Source organism: Sphingobacterium humi, assembly GCF_009768885.1.
GTDB lineage: Bacteria > Bacteroidota > Bacteroidia > Sphingobacteriales > Sphingobacteriaceae > Sphingobacterium > Sphingobacterium humi.
Genome location: NZ_WSQA01000004.1, coordinates 281,905 through 303,165, shown reverse-complemented (window position 1 = coordinate 303,165; position 21,261 = coordinate 281,905). Strand labels below are relative to the sequence as shown.

Sequence of the window (21,261 nt, the reverse complement as noted above, 5' to 3'; positions counted from 1 at the left end):
ATTGTTACCAATAGCAGGTGTTTTGTTTAGTTTTCCATAACTTTGATGGTTATGCAAGAACATGCAACTCATACACCCAAGTCTCATATTCAAATCAAAGGCGCTCGTGTAAATAACCTCAAGAATATCGATGTCGATATTCCTAAAAACCAATTGATTGTTATTACGGGCATGTCAGGTTCCGGGAAGTCTTCCTTAGCCTTCGACACTTTATATGCTGAGGGGCAACGCAGGTATGTAGAAAGCCTTTCTTCCTATGCCCGCCAGTTTATGGGCCGGATGAATAAGCCCGATGTAGACTATATCAAAGGCATTGCTCCAGCTATCGCCATTGAGCAGAAAGTAATCTCCAGTAACCCGCGGTCTACCGTGGGTACTTCCACCGAAATATACGACTACCTCAAGTTATTGTATGCCCGTATAGGCCGTACCATTTCTCCGGTTTCCGGAAAAGAGGTGAAAAAAGACTCCGTTTCTTCCATTGTCGATAAATTGTTGGCCTTTGAAGATGATACCACCATTACGATTTATAGTGATTTAATCCCAACCAATAACCGGAAGCTTAAAGAAGAACTCTCCTTGCTTTTACAAAAGGGATTTACGCGTATTAAATTCCAGGGCGCCATTAAAAAAATTGAAGCCATCATCGAGGATAAGGAAGTCAGCAACGCCAGCTTTAAAGAAGGCGATATCCTGATTGTTATTGACCGGGTTGTTTTAGACCATTCCGATGATACCATCAACCGCCTGGCCGATTCCATCCAAACCGCCTATTTCGAAGGAAAGGGTACTTGTACGGTAGAAGTAGGGGAGGAATCCTTCCATTTCTCGGATAAGTTTGAATTGGATGGCATCGAGTTCGAAGAGCCTACACCAAACTTCTTCAGTTTTAATAACCCCTACGGAGCCTGTAAGCGCTGCGAAGGCTATGGTAAAGTAATCGGTATCGACCCGGACTTGGTAATTCCAGATAAAAGCCGCTCGGTATTCGATGGTGCCATCGCTCCTTGGCGTGGCGAGAAAATGGGCGCCTGGTTAGATAAGCTCGTACGCTCGGCATTAAAATTTGATTTCCCCATCCACCGCGACTATGGCGAATTGACCAAGGCGCAACAAGAATTGTTATGGACAGGAAACAAATACTTCCGTGGACTGAATGACTTCTTCGCGGAACTCGAAGAACAAACTTATAAAATTCAATACCGGGTGATGCTGTCCCGCTACCGCGGAAAAACAGATTGCCCCGATTGTAAAGGAACGCGACTGCGCAAAGACGCCTCCTATGTTAAAATCAATGGCTATTCCATTACCGATATTGTTTTATTGCCACTAGACAAGGCTTTTGAACTCTTCAACAACCTGGAACTGTCGGAAAATGAAGCCATCATTGCCAAGCGTCTATTGGCAGAGATTGTAAATAGGCTTCAATTCCTATGCGATGTAGGATTAAGCTATTTAACCCTCAATCGCCTTAGCAACAGTTTGTCGGGGGGTGAATCTCAACGCATCAACTTGGCAACCTCCTTGGGAAGCTCGCTTGTCGGCTCCATTTATGTGCTGGATGAACCGAGTATCGGTTTGCACCCGCGGGATACGCAACGCCTGATTTCTGTGTTGAAGTCCTTGCGCGATGCTGGTAATACCGTTATTGTGGTCGAGCATGAGCAGGAAATGATGGAAGCCGCAGATTACTTGATCGATATTGGCCCCGAGGCCGGTATTCATGGTGGCGAGCTTGTTTTCGCAGGAACCTATAAACAGATTATTAAAGATAAAAATAGCCTCACAGGACAATACCTGAGTGGGGAATTGCAAATACCCGTACCCAAAAGACGCCGCAAATGGACGGATAGCATCCGCATTAAAGGTGCCCGGGAGAACAACCTGCAAGGTATTACCGTTGATTTTCCATTGCATGTCTTTACGGTGGTATCTGGCGTATCCGGATCCGGTAAAACCTCCTTGGTCAAACGCATCCTTTACCCTTCTTTACAAAAAGCCTTAGGCAGCTATTCGGGCGAACAGACCGGTCTATTCGATGGCATCGAAGGGGCTATTGACTTGGTAGAACAGATTGAATTGGTCGATCAAAACCCGATTGGCCGCTCCACGCGTTCTAACCCGGTGACCTATGTTAAAGCCTGGGATGAAGTGCGCGCCTTATATGCCAGCCTGCCGGCAGCAAAAGCCAACGGTTTAAAACCTTCGGCCTTTTCCTTTAATGTGGAAGGTGGCCGCTGTGAAATGTGCCAAGGCGAAGGCGTGGTGAAGATTGAAATGCAGTTTATGGCCGATATCGTCTTGCCATGTGAAGCCTGCGAAGGGAAACGATTTAAACAACACGTACTGGATGTAACCTATAAGGAGAAGTCCGTATCCGATATCCTAGACTTAAGCGTAGATGAGGCGATAATCTTCTTCGCCGATCAACCGAAGATTTTAAATAAGCTGATGCCCCTACAAGAAGTAGGCTTAGGCTATGTGAAATTGGGCCAATCCTCCAGCACCCTTTCCGGTGGGGAAGCGCAGCGAATTAAATTGGCTTCCTTCCTTATCAAAGGAAACAACCAAAAGAAAACCTTATTTATTTTCGATGAGCCGACAACAGGCCTTCATTTCCATGATATCGAAAAATTATTGAAAGCCTTTAATGCCTTGATTGAATTAGGAAATTCCGTATTGGTTATTGAACATAACCTAGATATGATCAAATCGGCCGACTGGGTCATTGATATTGGTCCGGAAGGCGGAAATCAAGGCGGGCAAGTGGTCTTTGCGGGAACCCCGGAAAACCTGGTGACATGCCAGGAGTCCTATACCGGGCAGTATTTAAAACGACACCTAAATTCTAATTAAATTATATTAACATGTTTAAAAAAGTATATTCAACATTACTGTTTTTAAGCCTATGCACGGTTTTAAGTGCACAGGTGGAAAGACCTAAACTTGTCGTCGGTCTTATGGTCGACCAAATGCGTTGGGATTACCTGTACCGCTTTGCCGATCGTTATGGCAATGATGGCTTTAAAAGGCTCCTGAAAGAAGGCTTTTCTTGCGAAAATGCCATGATAGATTATGTGCCTACCTTCACCGCCATCGGGCACAGCTCGGTATATACAGGTAGTGTGCCTTCCATCCACGGTATTGCCGGAAATAATTGGATAGATCAGCAAACAGGAAACTCTGTGTATTGTACCGAAGATGATGCGGTAACCGGCGTAGGAACAACAGAAAAGGAAGGACAACAATCCCCTCGTAATTTGCTGGCCTCTACGGTAACCGATCAGTTGAAATTAGCAACCAACTTTCATTCAAAGGTTGTCGGTATTGCCATCAAAGACCGCGGTGGTATTCTGCCTGCCGGACACTTTGCTGATGCAGCCTATTGGTTTGAAGCCAAATCTGGCGATTGGATTTCCAGCTCCTATTATATGAAAAACCTACCAGGCTGGGTGAGTGATTTTAACAAGGAAAAATGGGCAGATAAGTATTTAAAACAAGATTGGAATACGCTATATCCGATCGATACTTATACCAACAACAGTATCGATGATGATAATGTGTATGAAGGTAAATGGGCCGGTGAAGAAGCGCCAACCTTTCCGCGTAAAACCTCTTTGTTGATGAAAGATGCAGGCTATGAGTTGATTAAAACCACCCCTTACGGCAATACATTAACCCTTAACTTTGCGAAAGAAGCCATCAAGAATGAAAAGTTAGGTGCCAACCCAAAGAAAGCAACCGACTTTTTATGTGTTAGCTTATCCGCAACTGATTACGTGGGTCACCGTTATTCCCTGTCTTCCATTGAAATTGAAGATATCTATCTTCGTTTAGATCAGGAATTAGCCGCTTTCTTTAAATATTTAGATCAAACCGTAGGCAAAGGGAATTATACCTTTTTCTTAACGGCCGATCATGCTGCCTCTTATAACTCGCGTTATTTTATGGATATGCGCGGAAATGGTGGTTATTTCTTCGCCAGACAAATTATGCGAAATGCGAACGAGGAACTCAAAAAAGAATTTGGCGTGGATAAACTGATCCGCAGCATGTTGAACTACCAAGTGCATTTAGATTATACCCTGATTGACCAACATAAATTGGATGAGGAGAAGATTAAAAAATCAATCATCAAACAGTTAAAACATGAAGATGGGGTAGCCTATGTGCTGGATGTGGAAGGTGGAGAAAATATGTTGGTGCCTGCTGTCTTACGCGAGAAGATTATCAACGGCTATAACCGCAAAAGAAGTGGTGCTATACAGATTATTACCGAACCACAATGGTATGAAGGCAATCCACGTTCCACCGGGACGACCCACGGAACCTGGACCCCTTATGATTCTCATATTCCTTTGGTATTTATGGGTTGGGGTATTAAACCCGGCAAAACCAATAAGGTGGTACACGTAACAGATATTGCACCAACCCTTTCCTCCTTATTGCATGTAATGGAACCAAATGGCTCCATTGGCCAGCCAATTGTGGATGTATTAGGCCAGCGGTAATGTGCTTTAATTTTATTACATTTGAGGAACTGGGAATAGTTTACCTATATAAATATGCTTTCTAAGAAAACAAAATATGCTATTAAGGCCCTAATGGTATTGGGCAGGAACTTCGGAAAGGAACCTATGCAAATCGGCAAGATTGCCGAGGAAGAGCGCATACCTAAAAAGTTCCTGGAACAAATTCTGTTGGAGATGAGGAATGCCGGGATTTTGTATTCTAAGAAGGGTGCTGGTGGCGGTTATAGCCTCAATAAAGCTCCGGAAGATATTTACCTGTCGCAGGTGATGCGATTGATTGATGGCCCTATTGCCCTGTTGCCTTGTGTAAGCTTAAACTTCTACCGTTCTTGTGAAGAATGTGTGGAAGAACATGCCTGTGGTATTCGGGATGTCTTTGTAGAAGTGCGTAATGCCATGCTACAGATTTTGAACGACACCAGTATCTCGCATTTAATCAATAAAGAAAAGGAGTTGAACCTCGAGGTCGATTCCAACTAAATATTACAGCTCGTATAGTTCGATGGGCAAGCCATCGGGATCACTGAAAAAAGTAAATCTTTTTCCAGTGATCTCATCTATGCGAACAGCCTCTACGGCAATATCCATTGCTTTAAGCTTCTCCACTTCCCCTTCCATATCTTGTACGGCAAATGCCAAATGGCGTAAACCGCGTGCCTCCGGATAGCTCGGTCTTTCTGCAGATGCAGGAAAAGAAAATAATTCAATCAGGTAGCGACCCTGCAGGCCAAGGTCCAGCTTGTAGGAGTCCCGGGCTTCCCGATAATGCTCGTGCAAGATTTCCAAGCCTAAAACTTCCGTGTAAAATTGCTTCGAACGTTGGTAATCGCTGCAAATAATCGCAATATGGTGGATATCGGCCAGCGCTAACATTATAATAAATCGATTAGTTTTTCAAAAGCCATCCCTCTGGAGGCCTTCAGTAAAATCATATAGTTACGTAATGGATTTTGGCTTAGCGCCTGCATGGCATCGGCGGTGGTTTCATAGTATTCGGCGGCATCATCACGCAAGGCATAAAAGGCCTTACCCACAAAGATCAACCGATCTACACCCAGCGATTTCGCTTTCTCTACCACTTTTTGATGCTCTACTTCACTTTCAGCACCCATTTCAAACATATCGCCTAAAATGATCGCTTTTCGATCAGCTTGAATCACTTCCATATTGCCTAAGGCGGCAGCCATACTGCTGGCGTTGGCATTGTAATAATCGGCAATTAACGTATTGTGCGCCGTTTTCATAATCTGCGAACGGTTGTTTTGCGGCACATAGCTACTCAAGCCGGCATTGATTTCTTCCGGGCTGAGGTCGAAGTGTAAACCCAAGGCTATTGCAGCCAGCATATTCTCTGTATTATAGGCTCCTGTTAATTGGGTATGAACTTCATATTGCACATCCTTTCCGGCCTCACGCCAGAATATAGTCAACAAAGGATCTGCTTTTACCAATCCCCCTTGCACACTGTTGTCTTCGGAGAACCCGTACCAGATAATGTGTTTCAAGCCCCGCTTTTCGGCCATGGCCTTTAACTCCGGATTATCGCCTTGGATAAAGGCTAAGCCATGATGCGCCAGTAGGAAATCGTATAATTCCCCTTTTGTTTTCTTTACTCCTTCGAAAGAGCCAAATCCTTCCAGGTGAGCCTTGCCAACATTGGTAATAAAGCCATGCGTAGGCTTAGCAATGCCACAGAGAAACTCGATCTCTCCTTGATGGTTGGCGCCCATTTCGATGATGGCAATATCCAAGTCCTGCGGTAGCGATAGAATGGTTAAGGGCACCCCGATATGGTTATTGAGGTTTCCTTTGGTGGCAAAGGTTTTGTATTTCTGCGAAAGCACGCTATTTACCAGCTCCTTGCTGGTTGTTTTACCATTGGTGCCCGTAATGCCGATGAACGGAATATTCAACTGCTGACGGTGGTAAACCGCCAATTCCTGCAAACTGCGCAATACATCTTCCACCAAGAGATAGTTAGGCTCCTCCACATAATATTCCGGATCGTCGATCACCACATATTTAGCGCCTGCTTGCAAGGCTTGCGCCGCAAATTGGTTGCCGTTAAAGGTTTCCCCTTTCAGCGCAAAGAAAATACAGTCCTTGCTAATTTGACGAGTATCGGTACAGATATGCGGGTAATCTAGAAAATATTGGTATAGAGCTGCCGTTTGCATGGTGTAATTTTTTAACAAAGGTAAGCATGCCATAAAGGAATGCCAATAGCTAGGGGGATATAATTTTTGTGTTATTTATGGAGAGGTGATGGTAAGTGTTGTCATCGCGCTCTCATCGCTTTGGCACGCGCTGTCATCGTGAGCGGAGTCGAACGACTGGTACGTCAGTGCAATCAACCATGCCTAACGCGCTAATTAACGACATCTTGTGTAAAAGCTTCATTGATAGTGTAATCGTACCACAAATACGTAAGTACTTACAATCAACACCTTATACACTTATTACCAGTAATTTTTTTTTAAACATTTGACAATCAAGTGGATTGCATTGACGTACCAGTCGTTCGACTCCGCTCACGATGACAATACGATGACAGCAAGATGTCAATCAATAATCTCCCCTTTCTCCTCCCTTTCTCACCCCTTTCTCACCCGTATCAATCCCCTTTGCAAAGGGCTTTACAAAGGGGAAGCTACGCTATTACAAAGCCCTTGAAAATAGTCTATTCTACCTCAGTGCAGTGCATTAAAAAAGCCAGCTCGATTCGAGCTGGCTTTGCTATGGGTTAAACTTGCCTTAGAGTGATAGGATCTCTACAATGCGGGTCAAGTTGGTATTTACTTTATCAATGTGCTTAATGGCTTTGCTGAATGGCGTGAATTGTACATTCCCACACAGTAGGCCTGCCATTTCACCTTTTTTGCCTTCCAGTAGGCCTTCTACAGAGGCTACCCCTAGGCGGCTGGCCAATACCCGATCCATACAGGTTGGTTTTCCACCACGCTGGATATGGCCGAGAATGGAGACCCGAACATCGTAAGCTGGGAAGTTTTGTTTGATCTTCTCTGCCACGACTAGACCACCTTCTTTATCGCCTTCTGCCACGATAATAATACGGGAAGACTTATTCTTACGGGTTTTGTCTAAACGCTTCATAATGGCGTCGTAGTCTACTTCCAGTTCCGGGATTAGTACGGCTTCTGCACCTGTACTGATGCCGGAGCGTAAGGCAATCAGCCCCGAGTCACGGCCCATCACTTCCACAACAAACAGACGGTCATGCGATTCCGCGGTATCACGGATTTTATCGACAGCGTCTACCACCGTGTTGATGGCTGTGTCATAGCCGATGGTGAAGTCGGTACCGGCTAAATCGTTGTCGATGGTGCCTGGAATGCCGACAATAGGGACATTAAACTCTTCAATAAATTTAGAGGCTCCTGTAAAGGTTCCATCCCCACCAATCACTACTAGGGCATCGATGTTTAGCTTTTTTATGTTTTCGTAGGCTTGTTTTCTACCTTCTATGGTCCGAAATTCATCGCTACGAGCAGTTTTCAAGATTGTTCCACCACGTTGGATAATGTTGGCAACTGATTTTGCATCCATTGCCATGATATCACCATGCACCAATCCGTCGTACCCTCTGCGGATACCGAACATATTGACACCATGGTAAATTCCTGTTCTAATTACAGCACGGATGGCTGCATTCATACCTGGGGCATCCCCTCCAGAAGTTAATACGGCTATGTTTTTAATGTTGCTCATACGTCAAATATACCAATTCCTTAGATTTTGTCTATTTTATTTTGCTTTATAGGCATCGATGGCACTTTGCAGGTAAGCTGCATAGCTATCGATATCGTAGTTGGCACCGCTTGCAGGTACTAAAAGCTGCTCGTTATTGTCAACCAAGGCATATAATGGCTGTGAGTTGCTCTGGAAACGGGTGATCTGGAAGTCGGTATTTTTCTTACCTACCGTGTTGATCTTCTTCCCGGTTTCCTTGGAAACATATTGCTCCGCTTCCGGTAGCTTCAAGTCATGCTCATCCACATAGAGCTCTACCAAGATAAAGTTCTCGTTGATGAGGTTTCTAACTTTTGGATCAGACCATACGCTGGCTTCCATCTTACGACAGTTTACACAGGTCCAGCCTGTAAAGTCGATCATTAAGGGTTTATTCTGTGCTTTGGCTGCTGCCAAGGCTTCATCGTAATCGTAGTAAGGATCGAATCCTTTGATGGTGGCACGGCTATGGAAATGCGTGTAATGCTTTCTGCTGCTGGCATCGGCGGAACCTGCTGCCGGTGCGGCATGGCCTGCGGAGGCAAGGTCGAAGTCCTGTGTACCGATTGGCGGCAAGAAGGCAGCAATAGATTTTAAAGGGGCACCCCACATGCCGGGGATCATGTATACCACAAAAGAGAATACAATAATGGTGATCACCGTACGAGGTACCGATAAGTAAGGCAGGTCGCTATCGTGTGCAAACTTGATCTTGCCCAAGAGGTATAAGCCCATTAATCCGAAGATCACAATCCATAGTGCCAGGAAGATCTCCCGGTCTAGCAATTGCCAGTTGTAGGCTAAATCTACATTGGAAAGGAATTTCATGGCCAAGGCCAATTCCAAGAAACCCAATACCACTTTCACACTGTTTAACCAACCGCCTGATTTAGGCATCGACTTCAATAAAGAAGGGAACATGGCAAACAACACAAAAGGAATAGCTAGGGCTAAGGAGAATCCGAACATCCCTACGGCAGGGCCTAAGCGTTCGCCTTTGGTCGCCGCTTCAACCAGTAGCGTTCCGATGATAGGACCGGTACAAGAGAAAGAAACAACCGCTAAGCTGGCCGACATAAAGAATAGACCAATCAAGCCGCTCTTATCCGAGTTCGCGTCGATTTTATTGACAAAAGAACTTGGCAGGGTAATTTCGAAAGCACCAAAGAAAGAGGCAGCAAAGAACACCAACAACAGGAAGAACAAGAAGTTGAAGATTCCGTTGGTGGATAGGGCGTTCAGGGCCTCAGCACCGAAGGCAATGGTTATCAACATACCTAGGGCCACGTAAATAACGATAATAAACAAGCCATACAGGAAGGCCTGTGAAACGGCTTTACTGCGGCTACCGGATTTCTTGGTGAAGAAACTCACGGTAAGTGGCACCATCGGGAAGATACAAGGCATCAGGAAGGCTGCAAAACCACCGATAAGACCGGCGATAAAGATTCCCCATAGGGATTGTGATTCCTCGGGGGCTGCCGTTACTGCAGCACTGTTAGTTGCAGTACTGTCTTGGCTCAGGGTATCCTGGCCATCAGAAAATACCACATCCTCGGTATTCACGAGTAAGGAATCTTGCGTTGTTGTTTCTTGCCCTGAGCCAAAGTCTACATCTTCGTAATTGATGAGGCTGTCTTGGGCAATACTAAGTTGGGGGAATGAAATCGATACAACTAGCCAGGATAGGGCTAGGTATAGTAATTTTAATTTGCTCATAGTCGTAAATTAAACTGCAAAAATACAAAAAGGCAGGGGTTACCTGCCTTTTAATGATGTAAATCTTTAATTTTTTACTTTATGGTTACAGCAAATTCGTATTCATCTGGTGGAAGACAACGTTCTTTATCACAAGCCATGAAAGAAGCTACGCCTTTTACGATGGTTGGTTTGTTGTTTGCCAATTTAACTTTTTGTTGGAATACGACTTCACCATTGTAATACGGAACATTCATCTTAAATACGTCTTCGTATTTTGATTTTGGTTCCTTTGCAACGGTTTTACCTAACACTTTTGCTCCGTTAGCAGGAGTGAAGGTAAAGGTAGTTGACTCTGGGCCACCTGCCGGTACTGTCATACCGTAAATGTGCCATCCCTCTTCTACATTTGCTTTAATCAAAACTACGGCCTCGTTGTTGGCTAGTTTTTTAAAGCCTACTGTCCATTTCACCGGGTTATGCACCTGGGCCATAACGCCTGAAACGGCAAATACTAAAAACGCAATTAATAAATTTATTCTTTTCATGTAAATTACTTTTATTCATTGACTCGTTTGCGTCAATAAAGTTTAAATCAAAGTTATGATTTTATCATTAATTTAATTCTATGTAATCAATTTATTGCATAAGAAATTCTACTTCCTTGAAATAATAACTGCTTAATTTTTGGCCCTCAAGCAGATAGAGGCGTCCATCGGCCTCGACATGACTCAGGGTTGCTTCAAATATTTTCCCCTCGCTTTTGTAAAGGGCGGGTTTATTTTTTTGGAACAAGCGCTGGTTATAGTCGGCTAGCAATTGCGTTGGGGAAAGGCTGCCGGTACGGACTTGCTCTAGATAAGCACGTACATGCTGCTGTATAGCTTGGCAAGCCTCGGCAATGTTCGGAATAAGGTAGCCTGTTTCGCGGAATATGGAGCTTGCCTTTTGGGCAATACTGTCTGGGAACTCGGTCTGGTTGGCATTGATGCCAATGCCCACAATGGATTGTCGGATCGCCGCGCCTTTCACGCTGTTTTCAATCAAGATGCCGCATACCTTTTTCCCCTGAATCAGCAGGTCGTTGGGCCATTTTATTTCGGCTTCAACGCCTATGCTGTCCAGCCACTGAACCAAGGCCAGGCTGATGGCCATGTTTAACTGGAAGTGCTCGCTTATGCGCAGGTAATCAGGGAGCAATAGCATACTCATGGTGATGTTGACATGGGGCTGCGCAAGCCATTCATTCTGCCTTTGGCCCCTTCCTTTCGTCTGGTTTTTTGCCATAATGGCAGTGTACTCAGGAAATGGCTTGAAATTTGACAGTTTAGTCTTTAAATAATCGTTTGTGGAATCTACCTCGTCTAAAACAATTAATCTTAGGGGTAGTGAATCTCCCGAAAATGTGTTATTTTGCAAAGGATAATATAATTTAAAAAATCTATCAGTCAAAAGTATAATAAATCTTGATGAGTAAAAACAAAAAAACTTCGTTGTCTGAGAAGCTAGCCGATGTCATCATTCACGGCATGCAAGAAAAAAAAGGCAATGAAATCGTGAGGCTGGATATGCGCGGAGTGAATGCAACCCTATCTGATTATTTTGTTATCTGCCATGCCGACTCCAATGTTCAAGTAAATGCAATCGCCAAAAATGTGGAAGATGAAGTGTATAAAACCTTAGGCCAAGACCCTTGGCACAAGGAAGGACACGGAAATGGAGAATGGGTTCTGCTGGATTTCGTAGATGTGGTGGTGCATATTTTTAAAACTGATAAGAGACAGCATTACCGAATCGAAGATTTGTGGGGAGATGCGCAGGTAAGTACCTATCAAAGTGCATAGGTTAGAAGTGAAACGTAGTTTAAGTGTATAAATGAAGAAAGTTCCTAGTAAAAAAATTACGCCAATGCCACCAAAATTTAACATGATCTGGCTTTGGATTGCAATGATTGTAGGCTTCATTGGGCTGCAGTATCTGTTTAGCAGTGAATCGGCCAAGAAGATTACCTACAAGGAGTTCGAAACAAAGATGCTTGTCCCCGGAGATGTGGATAAGTTGGTCGCTTATAAAAGCAATGACCTTATAGATGTCGAAGTATATATTAAGAAAGATAAATTAGCTGATGAGAAGTATAAAGAAGTGGCGCCGAATCCGAATGCCCTTTCTTTATCGCCAAATGTAGGCCCGCAATACACGTTTACGGAGCCTTCAGCAGAGATCTTGGAAAGCAAATTAAAGGCTTCTCAAGATAGCTTGGCCGCAAATCAACCCAAAGTGGGAGTATCCTATGAGGATAGAACCAACCCTTGGGCTGGCTGGTTTATTTCGTTTATGCTTCCGTTATTAATTATTGTCGCGATCTGGATTCTGTTGATGCGCCGTATGAACGGTGGGGCAGGTGCAGGTGGTGGTGCCATCTTTAATATTGGAAAATCTAAAGCGCAATTATTCGACAAAGAATCGCAGATTAATATCACCTTTAATGATGTTGCGGGCTTGGAAGAAGCCAAACAGGAGGTGATGGAGATTGTTGATTTCTTGAAAAATCCGAAGAAATATACCGATTTAGGGGGTAAGATTCCGAAAGGAGCCTTATTAGTAGGTCCTCCGGGAACCGGTAAAACCTTATTGGCCAAAGCCGTTGCCGGCGAAGCTCAGGTTCCATTCTTCTCCTTATCGGGTTCTGATTTCGTGGAGATGTTCGTGGGTGTTGGTGCCTCTCGTGTTCGCGATTTGTTTAAACAAGCCAAAGAAAAAGCACCATGTATCATCTTTATCGATGAGATTGATGCCATTGGCCGTGCCCGTGGGAAGAACTCCATTATGGGGGGTAACGATGAGCGTGAAAACACATTGAACCAGTTATTGGTGGAGATGGATGGTTTCGGCACGAACGTAGGGGTTATTATCTTGGCGGCCACCAACCGTTTGGATGTATTAGACTCTGCTTTATTGCGTCCGGGACGTTTTGACCGTCAGATTTCTATCGATAAACCTGATTTAATCGGTCGTGAGCAAATCTTTAATGTGCACTTAAAGCCATTGAAATTAGCGGAGGAAGTGGATGCGAAGAAATTATCGGCACAAACCCCGGGTTTTGCAGGTGCTGAAATTGCCAACGTTTGTAATGAGGCAGCCCTGATTGCTGCGCGTAAGAATAAACGTGCTATCGATATGCAAGACTTCCAAGATGCCATTGACCGCGTGATCGGTGGTCTGGAGAAAAAGAATAAAATTATATCACCGGAGGAGAAGAAAATTGTGGCCTACCACGAAGCTGGACACGCTATTGCGGGTTGGTTCCTGGAACATGCCGATCCATTGGTGAAAGTATCCATCGTTCCACGTGGTGTGGCAGCCTTGGGTTATGCCCAATACCTGCCAAAAGAACAGTTTTTATACACAACGGAGCAATTGATTGACAGTATGTGTATGACAATGGGTGGACGTGTGGCTGAAGATATTACGTTCGGCCGAATCAGTACCGGTGCACAGAACGACTTGGAGCGCATTACCAAATTGGCCTATGCCATGACGGCCGTGTATGGTATGAATGATAAGGTGGGGAATGTATCCTTCCGCGATAGTGCCGGAGATAGCCAGTTCCAAAAACCTTATTCAGATCAGACCGCAGAATTGATTGATGACGAAGTGCGTATCTTGATTTCTGCCGTGTATGAGCGAACCAAACAGTTGCTATTAGAGAAACAAGAAGGCCTGATTAAGATTGCTGAGAAACTGTTAGAGAAGGAAATCCTTTTCCAACAAGACTTGGAAGAGATCTTAGGCAAGCGCCCATTCCAACATAAGACTACCTACGACGAGTTTGTAAATGGTGGTGCCGACGGGGGAGGCGTTCCTCAAACCGACCTGACCCTACCGTCAGGCGATCACGGCGACTTGCAAGAGAGCAAGCCTGAAACGCAGTCTAGTCAAGAAAATTAGCATAAAACTTACAGACATGGTTCCTAAACCATGTCTGTTCTTTATCTATGAATATTCGAAATACCACCGCCAAAGAAAAGATGCTGAAAAAGATTCGGCAAGCCTTACTTCAAAAAAGGGAAAACCCGCATCCTGCTTTTGAGGATAGCCCCCTATATAAAGATGAAGAAGAATCTTTGGATGTTACCTTCGCACGCGAGTTTACCAATGGGGCGGGTAAGTTTGTGTACTGCGACGGAGAAATAAACCTTATTGAAAATCTGATTATCTTGCTGGAGAAGATTAACCTCACCAAGTTATATGTGTGGGATAAAAATATACAGCAGCTACTGGATCAATATGGTTTTCCATACCATAAGAACCGTCGCGACTTCGAAGATATGGAAGTAGGGATTACGGGTTGTGAAGCTTTAATTGCGCGTAATGGCAGCATTTTGGTGAGCAATGCGGATGCCTCTGGCCGCCGCATGAGTGTGTACCCCCCGGTTCATATTGTCATTGCTAAAGCCTCGCAATTGGTTATGGATATCAGACATGGCATGGCCCTGGTTCGCGAGAAGTATGGACAGGACTTGCCAAGCATGGTCAGTGTCATCACTGGCCCGAGCCGTACCGCCGATATTGAGAAAATGCTGGTACTTGGTGCCCACGGACCTAAAGAATTATACCTGTTTTTATTAGAAGATCGTTTTTAGATGTTATTGAATTATTTGCTAAACCTTCCTGTAGCCTCGGTTATTTTTGCATTGACCATCGGGCTCAGTATTTATGTGTTTTCAAACCCGCAATGGTATGGCCGCTTAATGCTACACCCCTATTCGGTGTATCGGGACAAAAGCAAATGGTATTTGGTATTGACCAGTGGCTTAATCCATAAAGATTGGATGCATCTGCTGTTCAATATGATTACCTTCTATTATTTTGGATTCGGTCTGGAAGCTACTTTCGTGCAGATATCCGGTCCTTTGGGACACCTTTGGTTTGCCCTGCTCTATATCGTGGCCTTGGTGTTAAGTGATATAGCGACTATTATTCAAAATAAGGATAACTATGGTTACCATAGTTTAGGCGCTTCTGGTGCCATATCAGCCGTGCTGTTTAGCTATATTCTCTTTGATCCGAAGATGTTGCTGGGGATCTTTATGATCATCCCGATGCCTGCTTATATCTTTGCTGTATTATACTTGGGGTACTGTATCTGGGCTTCCAAGAATGCTAGCGATGGCATTAATCATGATGCGCACTTATTTGGGGCTTTAACAGGGATTCTCTTTACCCTGATTCTCTACCCTTGGATTTTTAAGCATTTTGTGAGTCAGTTTTAGGGAGAGTAAATTACCCACTCCAGTTCACGCGATCTAAACTTCGGAATTGGATCGCTTCAGCTAAATGTTCATTCTTAATTTGGTCAGATTGCGCGAGGTCAGCAATGGTGCGAGCTACTTTTAAAATGCGGTCGTAAGCACGAGCCGATAAGTTTAAGCGCTCCATCGCTAGCGTTAATAATTGTTTTCCACTTTCTTCGATAACACATAATTCCCGGATGTGCTTGGTTCGCATTTCGGCATTGCTGTGGATATGTTTCATGTGCTGGAACCTATCCTCTTGAATCTTCCTTGCATCAATAACGCGCTTGCGGATGTCTTCGCTGCGTTCAGCTTTGCGGGTTTCTACCAGTTCATCAAAATCTACCGGCGTAACTTCAATATGGATATCTATACGATCTAATAAAGGGCCGGAGATCTTACGCAGGTATTTTTGGACAATAGGGGTGCCACAGATGCAGGGGCGGTTTGGATGATTATAGTAGCCACAGGGGCAGGGATTCATGGCCGCTACCAGCATGAAACTGGCTGGATAGTCTACCGTGAACTGGGTCCTGGAAATCGTAATAGTGCGCGACTCCAAGGGTTGCCGCATTACCTCTAAAGCCGAGCGCTTAAATTCGGGTAACTCATCGAGAAACAGGACGCCATGGTGCGCCAGGGAGATCTCTCCGGGTTTGGGATTCTTACCGCCGCCGACCAAAGCTACATCGGAAATGGTATGATGCGGCGATCGGAAGGGACGCGCGGTTAATAGGGAGGAGGTGCTGGCAAGCAGGCCTGATACGGAATGTATTTTGGTGGTTTCTAAAGACTCATTTATGCTGAGCGGTGGCAGAATACTCGGGAGTCGCTTGGCCAGCATGGTCTTACCCGCGCCAGGAGGGCCAATCAGGATGACATTATGTCCTCCTGCAGCTGCAATTTCCAACGCCCTTTTGATGTTTTCCTGACCTTTTACTTCCGAGAAATCAACATCGTAATTGTTGATCTTCTTTTGGAATAACTCCTGTATCGATATTTGCACGCGTGGCAGACGTTTGGCATTCACCAAATGCTCAATCACCTGTTTGAGGTCAGATGCCGCATATATAATCAGATCTTCTATAATAGCCGCCTCTTCGGCATTCTCCCGCGGAAGGATAATCCCTTTAAAGCCATCTTTTTTCGCTTGAACAGCAATAGGCAATGCCCCACGGATGGGCTTTATTTTCCCGTCGAGGGATAACTCACCTAGGATAACGTAATGAGCTAATTCGCTGCTGTGGATTTGTTGGGAGGCGGTAAGAATGGCAATGCTTATTGCTAGATCGAAGGCAGAGCCTTCCTTGCGAATGTCTGCGGGGCCAAGGTTGACTACAATCTTTTGGCGCGGCATAAAGTGTCCGATGGATAAGATGGCACTTTCAATTCTTAGAATACTTTCTTTAACGGCGTTATCGGGGAGTCCGACAATGAAATAATGGGTGCCTGAGCTAATGTGAGTTTCAACGGAGATGCTGGTTGCATCAATGCCTTGGACAGCACTACTGAAGGTTTTTGCTATCATATATGATCTGAATTTCAATAAAAATAAATAATTTAATTTATAGTAAAAACACTATTAAGACCAAATTGATGGATGGAGGGAGAAAAGTGCAAAACCTAGCTGCCTATAACAACAAAAGCTGGACGGCAATTACAAAAGCTGACAGTCTATCATTGATACTTAGCTATCTGTTAAAATAATATCGAAAAAATCAAAATCCTGTCAAATTCTAAATAAAGGGCGGTCTTGGTATTAAGTTTGCTACTCTTTTTACTGAGAAACAATAAAGGGTTTCGGAGAAGATTCCCTAAAATGCTAGAAAGTTTGAATTAAGCAAAACGAAACGGGCATTTTTTTGTTATATTGAAAAAGAGAATATCATGAATTGTAAAACTACTAAAACACATAATAAAATGAATGATAATGGCAAAATTGTAACAGCCCTTTTGGCAGGATTGGCTGCAGGAGCTGTATTAGGGATCTTATTTGCACCAGACAAAGGCAGTGACACCCGTGAAAAAATCAACGAATCTTTAGCTGATTTAGGCGATGCAATTAAAGAGCGTGCCGAAGAGCAGTTTGACCAACTAAATGATTTTAAAGAAAAGATCGTCGCTGGCTTGAAAACAAAGTTGGGGAAAGCTGAAGCGGTAATTGACGAAGAGATCGAAGAACACGCTTAGTTGTTTACAAGCTTTTTGTAAACTCATTATATAATTAATAGAGCTACCTGAACCGTTATCGGTAGCTCTATTTAAGGTACCTACTGCATGGAAGAACAAAAGTTTTCATTTTCGGAGTCATTCGATAAATCAAAAGAATATTTAGAAACGCAGGTAGAGCTGTTAAAACTAAAAGCCCTATCGCGTATGTCGAGGATTGTGGGATCCCTAATCGTGGATGGCAGCAAGCTGCTGTTGACCCTATTGGTGGTTTTCTTTTGGTCGTTGGCCCTAGGGTTTTACTTAGGGGAAGTGTTGGGAAGTTATTCCTTGGGCTTTTTAGCCACCGGTGGCCTCTTTTTAGTGATTATTTTACTTATCCGCGCCTTTGAACCTAAGTTAGAAGCGAAGTTTATGGATTTTACAATCCGTAGGGTAGTTTCTAAATGGAAAGAGGAGGATGATAAGGATGAAGAAGCCATGCATGCGGCAGACATGTCGGAAGGCGGATCGCCAGTTGCCGATCCGGAACCCGTAGTTGAAACAGAACAAGAGGATAAAGAGCGAGTTTAACCTATCATGAGAAACAGAATTTCAAATATCACCGATTTGCAAGCAGAGATTGCTCGATTAAAAGTTCAGAAAAAAGAACAAGAGCAATTCCTTATTAATCAGTATCAACTTTTAAAGCATAAAGTGGAAACACCAGCACGTATTTTCAATATGGTGGCTTCCAATGTGCCGGGGGTAGATATGGTTAAGGGTATTTTCTCTACCATTGGCTCAAAGAATACGTCTGGAAAATCAGATTGGTTGACTAAGACTTTACAGCTGGGTTTACCTTTGGTGTTGAATAAAACCTTACTACGCAATGCGGGATGGCTGAAAAAAGGCTTAGTGTTATTGGCCTCTGAAACGGCAGCACGCGAAGTAAATCAAGCCTCGGTGAGTTCGGTCATTGATAAGATTACCGCCTTTATTAAGCCGAAGAAGAAAAAGAAAAAGGAAAAAGCCGAAGCTTTAGCTAAAGAAGCAGCTGCGGCACCTCCCAATCATCCACCCATGATTACTGCGGAGGAAAGTGTACAGGATAATATGTATGGCATTCCTAAAGATTCGGAGACTTTTTAATCCTCCTTTTCTTTTGCATTATTTTTCCATGTCTTCTGTATTAGAATGACCTCACCTTTGCATAAAGAATAGCCCTCCTTTGCAGGTTGATTTCCCTACTATTTTATTATTATTTCCCTTCTTTCGTCAGAAAGTCCTGATAGGCCAATTGGATTCCTTCTTTGAGATTGGTTTTATGCTTCCAACCCAGCGCATGAAGCTTACTAACATCCATCAGCTTTCGAGGCGTGCCATCAGGTTTGCTGCTGTCGAATTCCAGCTTCCCTTCATAGCCAACAATTTCCTTAATCAATAGTGCCAGATCTTTAATACTGATATCCTCTCCGACTCCGATATTCACGAACTGGAGTTCATCGTAATTTTCCATAAGGAATACGCAGGCGTCTGCTAAGTCATCTGCGAACATAAACTCGCGTAATGGCGATCCTGTTCCCCAAATGCTCACACTCGGACTTTCATTCACCTTCGCTTCGTGAAAACGACGGATCAAAGCCGGCAAGACATGGGAGTTTTCCGGATGGTAATTATCGTTAATGCCGTATAAGTTAGTCGGCATCACTGAGATATACTGATCACCGTATTGTAAACGATAGGACTCACACATTTTAATCCCCGCAATCTTAGCAATGGCATACGGCTCATTGGTATATTCTAAGGTGCCCGTGAGTAGGGAGTTTTCATTTAAGGGCTGTGGTGCCAGCTTAGGGTAAATGCAGCTGGAACCCAGAAACATCAGTTTCTTAACCTTGTTCTCATGGGCGAAATGGATCACATTGTTTTGAATAGCCAGGTTTTCGTAGATGAAGTCGGCTCGAAAGGTATTATTGGCTAGGATACCACCTACCTTTGCGGCGGCAAGAAAAACATAATCCGGTTTCTCAGTTTCGAAGAAGGTCTTCACCGCTTGCTGATCCCGTAAATCTAACTCTTTGGAGGTTCTACTGATGATATTGCTATAGCCTAAGGCTTGAAGCTTCCGATAAATAGCCGATCCCACCATACCACGATGGCCTGCAACGTAAATTTTCGCTTGTTTTTCCACGAGAATGTATTGAATAGTACAAATATAAGGTTATTTTTGCGACTTAATTGAATGCTATGGGTAAGGACAAACTAAGAAAATTCGCAGAAATCGCTACATTTCCTAATGTACTCCAAATGGAAGCCGGCAAGCCCTTTAAGGGTCAATGGGCAGCTACATTTTTTAAAAATGATAAGCCGCTTATATTGGAATTGGCTTGCGGAAAAGGCGAATATACAGTTAACTTGGCCAAATTATTTCCTGATAAGAACTTTATTGGCATCGATTATAAAGGGAACCGCATTTGGAGAGGCGCCAAGACGGCCATCGAAGAAGGCATTAGCAATGTAGGGTTCCTACGCATCCAAATAGAAACCATTCTGGAGTACTTTGATGCAGCAGAGGTTTCCGAAATCTGGATTACCTTCCCAGACCCGCAACCACAGGATAGCAGAGAGAAGAAAAGACTGACGAATCCGGCCTTTTTAGCGCGTTACAAGCACATTCTTAAGCCCGATGGTATGATGCACCTGAAAACAGATAATGATGGTTTCTACGCCTATACCTTAGCGCAAATCGAACTGCAACAACTGCCAAAGGAGAAGGAAACTACCGATTTGTATCATTCTGATTTAGTAGATGAGGTGCTATCGATTAAAACTTACTACGAGAAAAAGTACCTGGCAACCGATAAGAATATAAATTATGTGCAATGGAGGTTTAAGAAAGACGCTTAGAAAGCTGTTTTTTTGATTTGCGGTTAATTTATTTGATTTTTGCATCCTATTTTCTATTCTTTTTATAGGGTATACGTTTAAACGTATGGTTTTAAACTATATTTTATGGAATTAATCACCTGTTTTTTCTTATTCGCATAGTGATTATCCCTGAAAGGAATAATATTTCTTTTAAATAGTTTATTTGGGTTTATTATGGTGAATTTAGTTACCCCTTTATCATAGTAAAACAGTTGTATGAATGCTGGTTTTTTAATTATATTTGAATAAATAGCCTTTAACCAGCTAAAAAACAACAGTAGATGCCCTGTGAAAAGAGATGATTTAGATCCTGAGGAGAAATCTTTGCTTCTGCAATTGAAGCAAGGCGATTATTATGCTTTTACGCAGCTATATCACCGTTATAGCCTGCGCCTTTTGGGGCGCATTGTCCGTTTGGTGAAATCCGAGGAAGTAGCTGAGGAGCTGTTGCAGAATCTATTTGTCAAGATTTGGGAAAAAAGAGAACAGATTGATCCCGATAAGCTGTTGAAACCCTTTTTATTCACCATCGCCCATAACTTGGTTTATGATCATTTCCGGAAGTTAGCGCAGAATGAGCGCTTTCGTAATGAGTTTATTCAAAGCTATGCCGAGGGTTATAAGCACATCGAAGAAGAATTGGTCTACAAGCAAAGTGAAGAGAAAATTATGGATGCCATAAAATCTTTACCGCCGCAATGCCAACGGGTATTCGTCTTATTCAAAATTGAAGGGAAGAGCTATGCCGAAATCTGCGAACTGCTCAACATCAGTAAATCCACCGTCAATAACCATCTAACGAAGGCTAATGCCCTGTTAAAGCAAAACCTATCCCTTTTTCAGTATTATATTTTAATTGCTTTTCTCTTCCTCGCTGAATATTTTTAATTTTTTTCACCCTCGCGTAG

General features: G+C 43.6%; 20 protein-coding genes. 12 read left to right on the top strand and 8 right to left on the bottom strand.

Annotated features, from left to right (window positions below; all coding sequences use genetic code 11):
* Window positions 1-51 precede the first annotated feature (51 nt).
* The 3 genes from uvrA to GQF63_RS07355 are packed head-to-tail and all read left to right on the top strand — an operon-like array spanning window position 52 to window position 5,012.
* Window positions 52-2,856: an excinuclease ABC subunit UvrA gene (gene uvrA, locus GQF63_RS07365; RefSeq protein WP_160368563.1), complete on the top strand. Its 2,805-nt coding sequence runs from the start codon at window positions 52-54 to the stop codon at window positions 2,854-2,856.
* Between the two features lie 11 nt (window positions 2,857-2,867).
* Entirely contained in the window at window positions 2,868-4,511 is a 1,644-nt protein-coding gene (pafA, locus tag GQF63_RS07360; RefSeq protein ID WP_160368562.1) for an alkaline phosphatase PafA, read from the top strand.
* A gap of 54 nt (window positions 4,512-4,565) precedes the next feature.
* On the top strand, window positions 4,566-5,012 hold the full coding sequence (locus GQF63_RS07355) for an RrF2 family transcriptional regulator (protein WP_160368561.1): 447 nt from the start codon (window positions 4,566-4,568) through the stop codon (window positions 5,010-5,012).
* Between the two features lie 3 nt (window positions 5,013-5,015).
* On the opposite strand, the gene gloA2 is transcribed toward GQF63_RS07355, so the two are convergent.
* The 6 genes from gloA2 to GQF63_RS07325 form a co-directional block, all read right to left on the bottom strand.
* Window positions 5,016-5,405 carry an SMU1112c/YaeR family gloxylase I-like metalloprotein gene (gene gloA2 / locus GQF63_RS07350; RefSeq protein WP_160368560.1) on the bottom strand — a complete coding sequence of 130 codons (390 nt, stop codon included), beginning with the start codon at window positions 5,403-5,405 and terminating at the stop codon, window positions 5,016-5,018.
* Window positions 5,405-6,709, bottom strand: a complete 1,305-nt coding sequence (locus tag GQF63_RS07345) for a UDP-N-acetylmuramoyl-tripeptide--D-alanyl-D-alanine ligase (protein ID WP_160368559.1) — start codon at window positions 6,707-6,709, stop codon at window positions 5,405-5,407. The genes gloA2 and GQF63_RS07345 overlap by 1 nt, the downstream gene beginning before the upstream one ends.
* A gap of 577 nt (window positions 6,710-7,286) precedes the next feature.
* Entirely contained in the window at window positions 7,287-8,261 is a 975-nt protein-coding gene (gene pfkA / locus GQF63_RS07340; RefSeq protein WP_160368558.1) for a 6-phosphofructokinase, read from the bottom strand.
* A 36-nt stretch (window positions 8,262-8,297) separates the two neighbouring features.
* Complete coding sequence (locus GQF63_RS07335; RefSeq protein WP_160368557.1) at window positions 8,298-10,001, bottom strand: protein-disulfide reductase DsbD family protein; 1,704 nt, start codon at window positions 9,999-10,001, stop codon at window positions 8,298-8,300.
* Between the two features lie 74 nt (window positions 10,002-10,075).
* Window positions 10,076-10,528, bottom strand: coding sequence for a protein-disulfide reductase DsbD domain-containing protein (locus GQF63_RS07330; RefSeq protein WP_212592491.1), 453 nt, complete (start codon window positions 10,526-10,528; stop codon window positions 10,076-10,078).
* 91 nt (window positions 10,529-10,619) lie between these two features.
* On the bottom strand, window positions 10,620-11,399 hold the full coding sequence (locus GQF63_RS07325; RefSeq protein WP_160368556.1) for a biotin--[acetyl-CoA-carboxylase] ligase: 780 nt from the start codon (window positions 11,397-11,399) through the stop codon (window positions 10,620-10,622).
* Between the two features lie 50 nt (window positions 11,400-11,449).
* On the opposite strand from GQF63_RS07325, the gene rsfS reads away from it, so the two are divergent.
* Genes rsfS through GQF63_RS07305 form a run of 4 tightly spaced genes read left to right on the top strand, consistent with a single transcriptional unit; the run spans window position 11,450 to window position 15,253 of the window.
* Window positions 11,450-11,824 (top strand): ribosome silencing factor, encoded by a 375-nt coding sequence (gene rsfS, locus GQF63_RS07320; RefSeq protein ID WP_160368555.1) that lies wholly within the window; start codon window positions 11,450-11,452, stop codon window positions 11,822-11,824.
* 31 nt (window positions 11,825-11,855) lie between these two features.
* Window positions 11,856-13,928 (top strand): ATP-dependent zinc metalloprotease FtsH, encoded by a 2,073-nt coding sequence (ftsH, locus tag GQF63_RS07315; protein ID WP_160368554.1) that lies wholly within the window; start codon window positions 11,856-11,858, stop codon window positions 13,926-13,928.
* Window positions 13,929-13,975: 47 nt separating this feature from the next.
* The gene (locus GQF63_RS07310) at window positions 13,976-14,623 is read left to right on the top strand and encodes a LutC/YkgG family protein (protein WP_160368553.1); all 648 of its coding nucleotides are present in this window, start codon (window positions 13,976-13,978) and stop codon (window positions 14,621-14,623) included.
* Complete coding sequence (locus GQF63_RS07305) at window positions 14,624-15,253, top strand: rhomboid family intramembrane serine protease (protein ID WP_160368552.1); 630 nt, start codon at window positions 14,624-14,626, stop codon at window positions 15,251-15,253.
* A gap of 10 nt (window positions 15,254-15,263) precedes the next feature.
* Here the strand turns inward: GQF63_RS07305 and GQF63_RS07300 are convergent, their stop codons facing one another.
* Complete coding sequence (locus tag GQF63_RS07300) at window positions 15,264-16,802, bottom strand: YifB family Mg chelatase-like AAA ATPase (RefSeq protein ID WP_160368551.1); 1,539 nt, start codon at window positions 16,800-16,802, stop codon at window positions 15,264-15,266.
* 359 nt (window positions 16,803-17,161) lie between these two features.
* Here GQF63_RS07300 and GQF63_RS07295 point away from each other — a divergent pair, with 359 nt between their 5' ends.
* The 3 genes from GQF63_RS07295 to GQF63_RS07285 all read left to right on the top strand — a co-directional run bounded on the left by GQF63_RS07295 (window position 17,162) and on the right by GQF63_RS07285 (window position 18,574).
* Window positions 17,162-17,464, top strand: a complete 303-nt coding sequence (locus GQF63_RS07295) for a YtxH domain-containing protein (protein ID WP_425500384.1) — start codon at window positions 17,162-17,164, stop codon at window positions 17,462-17,464.
* 87 nt (window positions 17,465-17,551) lie between these two features.
* Window positions 17,552-18,016, top strand: coding sequence for a hypothetical protein (locus GQF63_RS07290; protein WP_212592490.1), 465 nt, complete (start codon window positions 17,552-17,554; stop codon window positions 18,014-18,016).
* Between the two features lie 6 nt (window positions 18,017-18,022).
* A complete protein-coding gene (locus tag GQF63_RS07285; RefSeq protein WP_160368550.1) occupies window positions 18,023-18,574 on the top strand; it encodes a hypothetical protein in 552 nt (183 codons plus the stop codon).
* Window positions 18,575-18,683: 109 nt separating this feature from the next.
* On the opposite strand, the gene fcl is transcribed toward GQF63_RS07285, so the two are convergent.
* Window positions 18,684-19,616, bottom strand: a complete 933-nt coding sequence (gene fcl / locus GQF63_RS07280) for a GDP-L-fucose synthase (protein ID WP_160368549.1) — start codon at window positions 19,614-19,616, stop codon at window positions 18,684-18,686.
* A gap of 56 nt (window positions 19,617-19,672) precedes the next feature.
* On the opposite strand from fcl, the gene trmB reads away from it, so the two are divergent.
* Both trmB and GQF63_RS07270 read left to right on the top strand, forming a co-directional pair.
* Window positions 19,673-20,332, top strand: a complete 660-nt coding sequence (gene trmB / locus GQF63_RS07275) for a tRNA (guanosine(46)-N7)-methyltransferase TrmB (RefSeq protein ID WP_160368548.1) — start codon at window positions 19,673-19,675, stop codon at window positions 20,330-20,332.
* A 309-nt stretch (window positions 20,333-20,641) separates the two neighbouring features.
* The gene (locus tag GQF63_RS07270; RefSeq protein ID WP_160368547.1) at window positions 20,642-21,241 is read left to right on the top strand and encodes an RNA polymerase sigma-70 factor; all 600 of its coding nucleotides are present in this window, start codon (window positions 20,642-20,644) and stop codon (window positions 21,239-21,241) included.
* Window positions 21,242-21,261 lie beyond the last annotated feature (20 nt).

Coding starts and splice junctions, on each gene's coding strand:
- uvrA (WP_160368563.1), top strand. CDS start 52: ATGCAAGAACATGCAACTCATACACCCAAGTCTCATATTCAAATCAAA.
- pafA (WP_160368562.1), top strand. CDS start 2,868: ATGTTTAAAAAAGTATATTCAACATTACTGTTTTTAAGCCTATGCACG.
- GQF63_RS07355 (WP_160368561.1), top strand. CDS start 4,566: ATGCTTTCTAAGAAAACAAAATATGCTATTAAGGCCCTAATGGTATTG.
- gloA2 (WP_160368560.1), bottom strand. CDS start 5,405: ATGTTAGCGCTGGCCGATATCCACCATATTGCGATTATTTGCAGCGAT.
- GQF63_RS07345 (WP_160368559.1), bottom strand. CDS start 6,709: ATGCAAACGGCAGCTCTATACCAATATTTTCTAGATTACCCGCATATC.
- pfkA (WP_160368558.1), bottom strand. CDS start 8,261: ATGAGCAACATTAAAAACATAGCCGTATTAACTTCTGGAGGGGATGCC.
- GQF63_RS07335 (WP_160368557.1), bottom strand. CDS start 10,001: ATGAGCAAATTAAAATTACTATACCTAGCCCTATCCTGGCTAGTTGTA.
- GQF63_RS07330 (WP_212592491.1), bottom strand. CDS start 10,528: ATGAAAAGAATAAATTTATTAATTGCGTTTTTAGTATTTGCCGTTTCA.
- rsfS (WP_160368555.1), top strand. CDS start 11,450: ATGAGTAAAAACAAAAAAACTTCGTTGTCTGAGAAGCTAGCCGATGTC.
- ftsH (WP_160368554.1), top strand. CDS start 11,856: ATGAAGAAAGTTCCTAGTAAAAAAATTACGCCAATGCCACCAAAATTT.
- GQF63_RS07310 (WP_160368553.1), top strand. CDS start 13,976: ATGAATATTCGAAATACCACCGCCAAAGAAAAGATGCTGAAAAAGATT.
- GQF63_RS07305 (WP_160368552.1), top strand. CDS start 14,624: ATGTTATTGAATTATTTGCTAAACCTTCCTGTAGCCTCGGTTATTTTT.
- GQF63_RS07300 (WP_160368551.1), bottom strand. CDS start 16,802: ATGATAGCAAAAACCTTCAGTAGTGCTGTCCAAGGCATTGATGCAACC.
- GQF63_RS07295 (WP_425500384.1), top strand. CDS start 17,162: ATGAATTGTAAAACTACTAAAACACATAATAAAATGAATGATAATGGC.
- GQF63_RS07290 (WP_212592490.1), top strand. CDS start 17,552: ATGGAAGAACAAAAGTTTTCATTTTCGGAGTCATTCGATAAATCAAAA.
- GQF63_RS07285 (WP_160368550.1), top strand. CDS start 18,023: ATGAGAAACAGAATTTCAAATATCACCGATTTGCAAGCAGAGATTGCT.
- trmB (WP_160368548.1), top strand. CDS start 19,673: ATGGGTAAGGACAAACTAAGAAAATTCGCAGAAATCGCTACATTTCCT.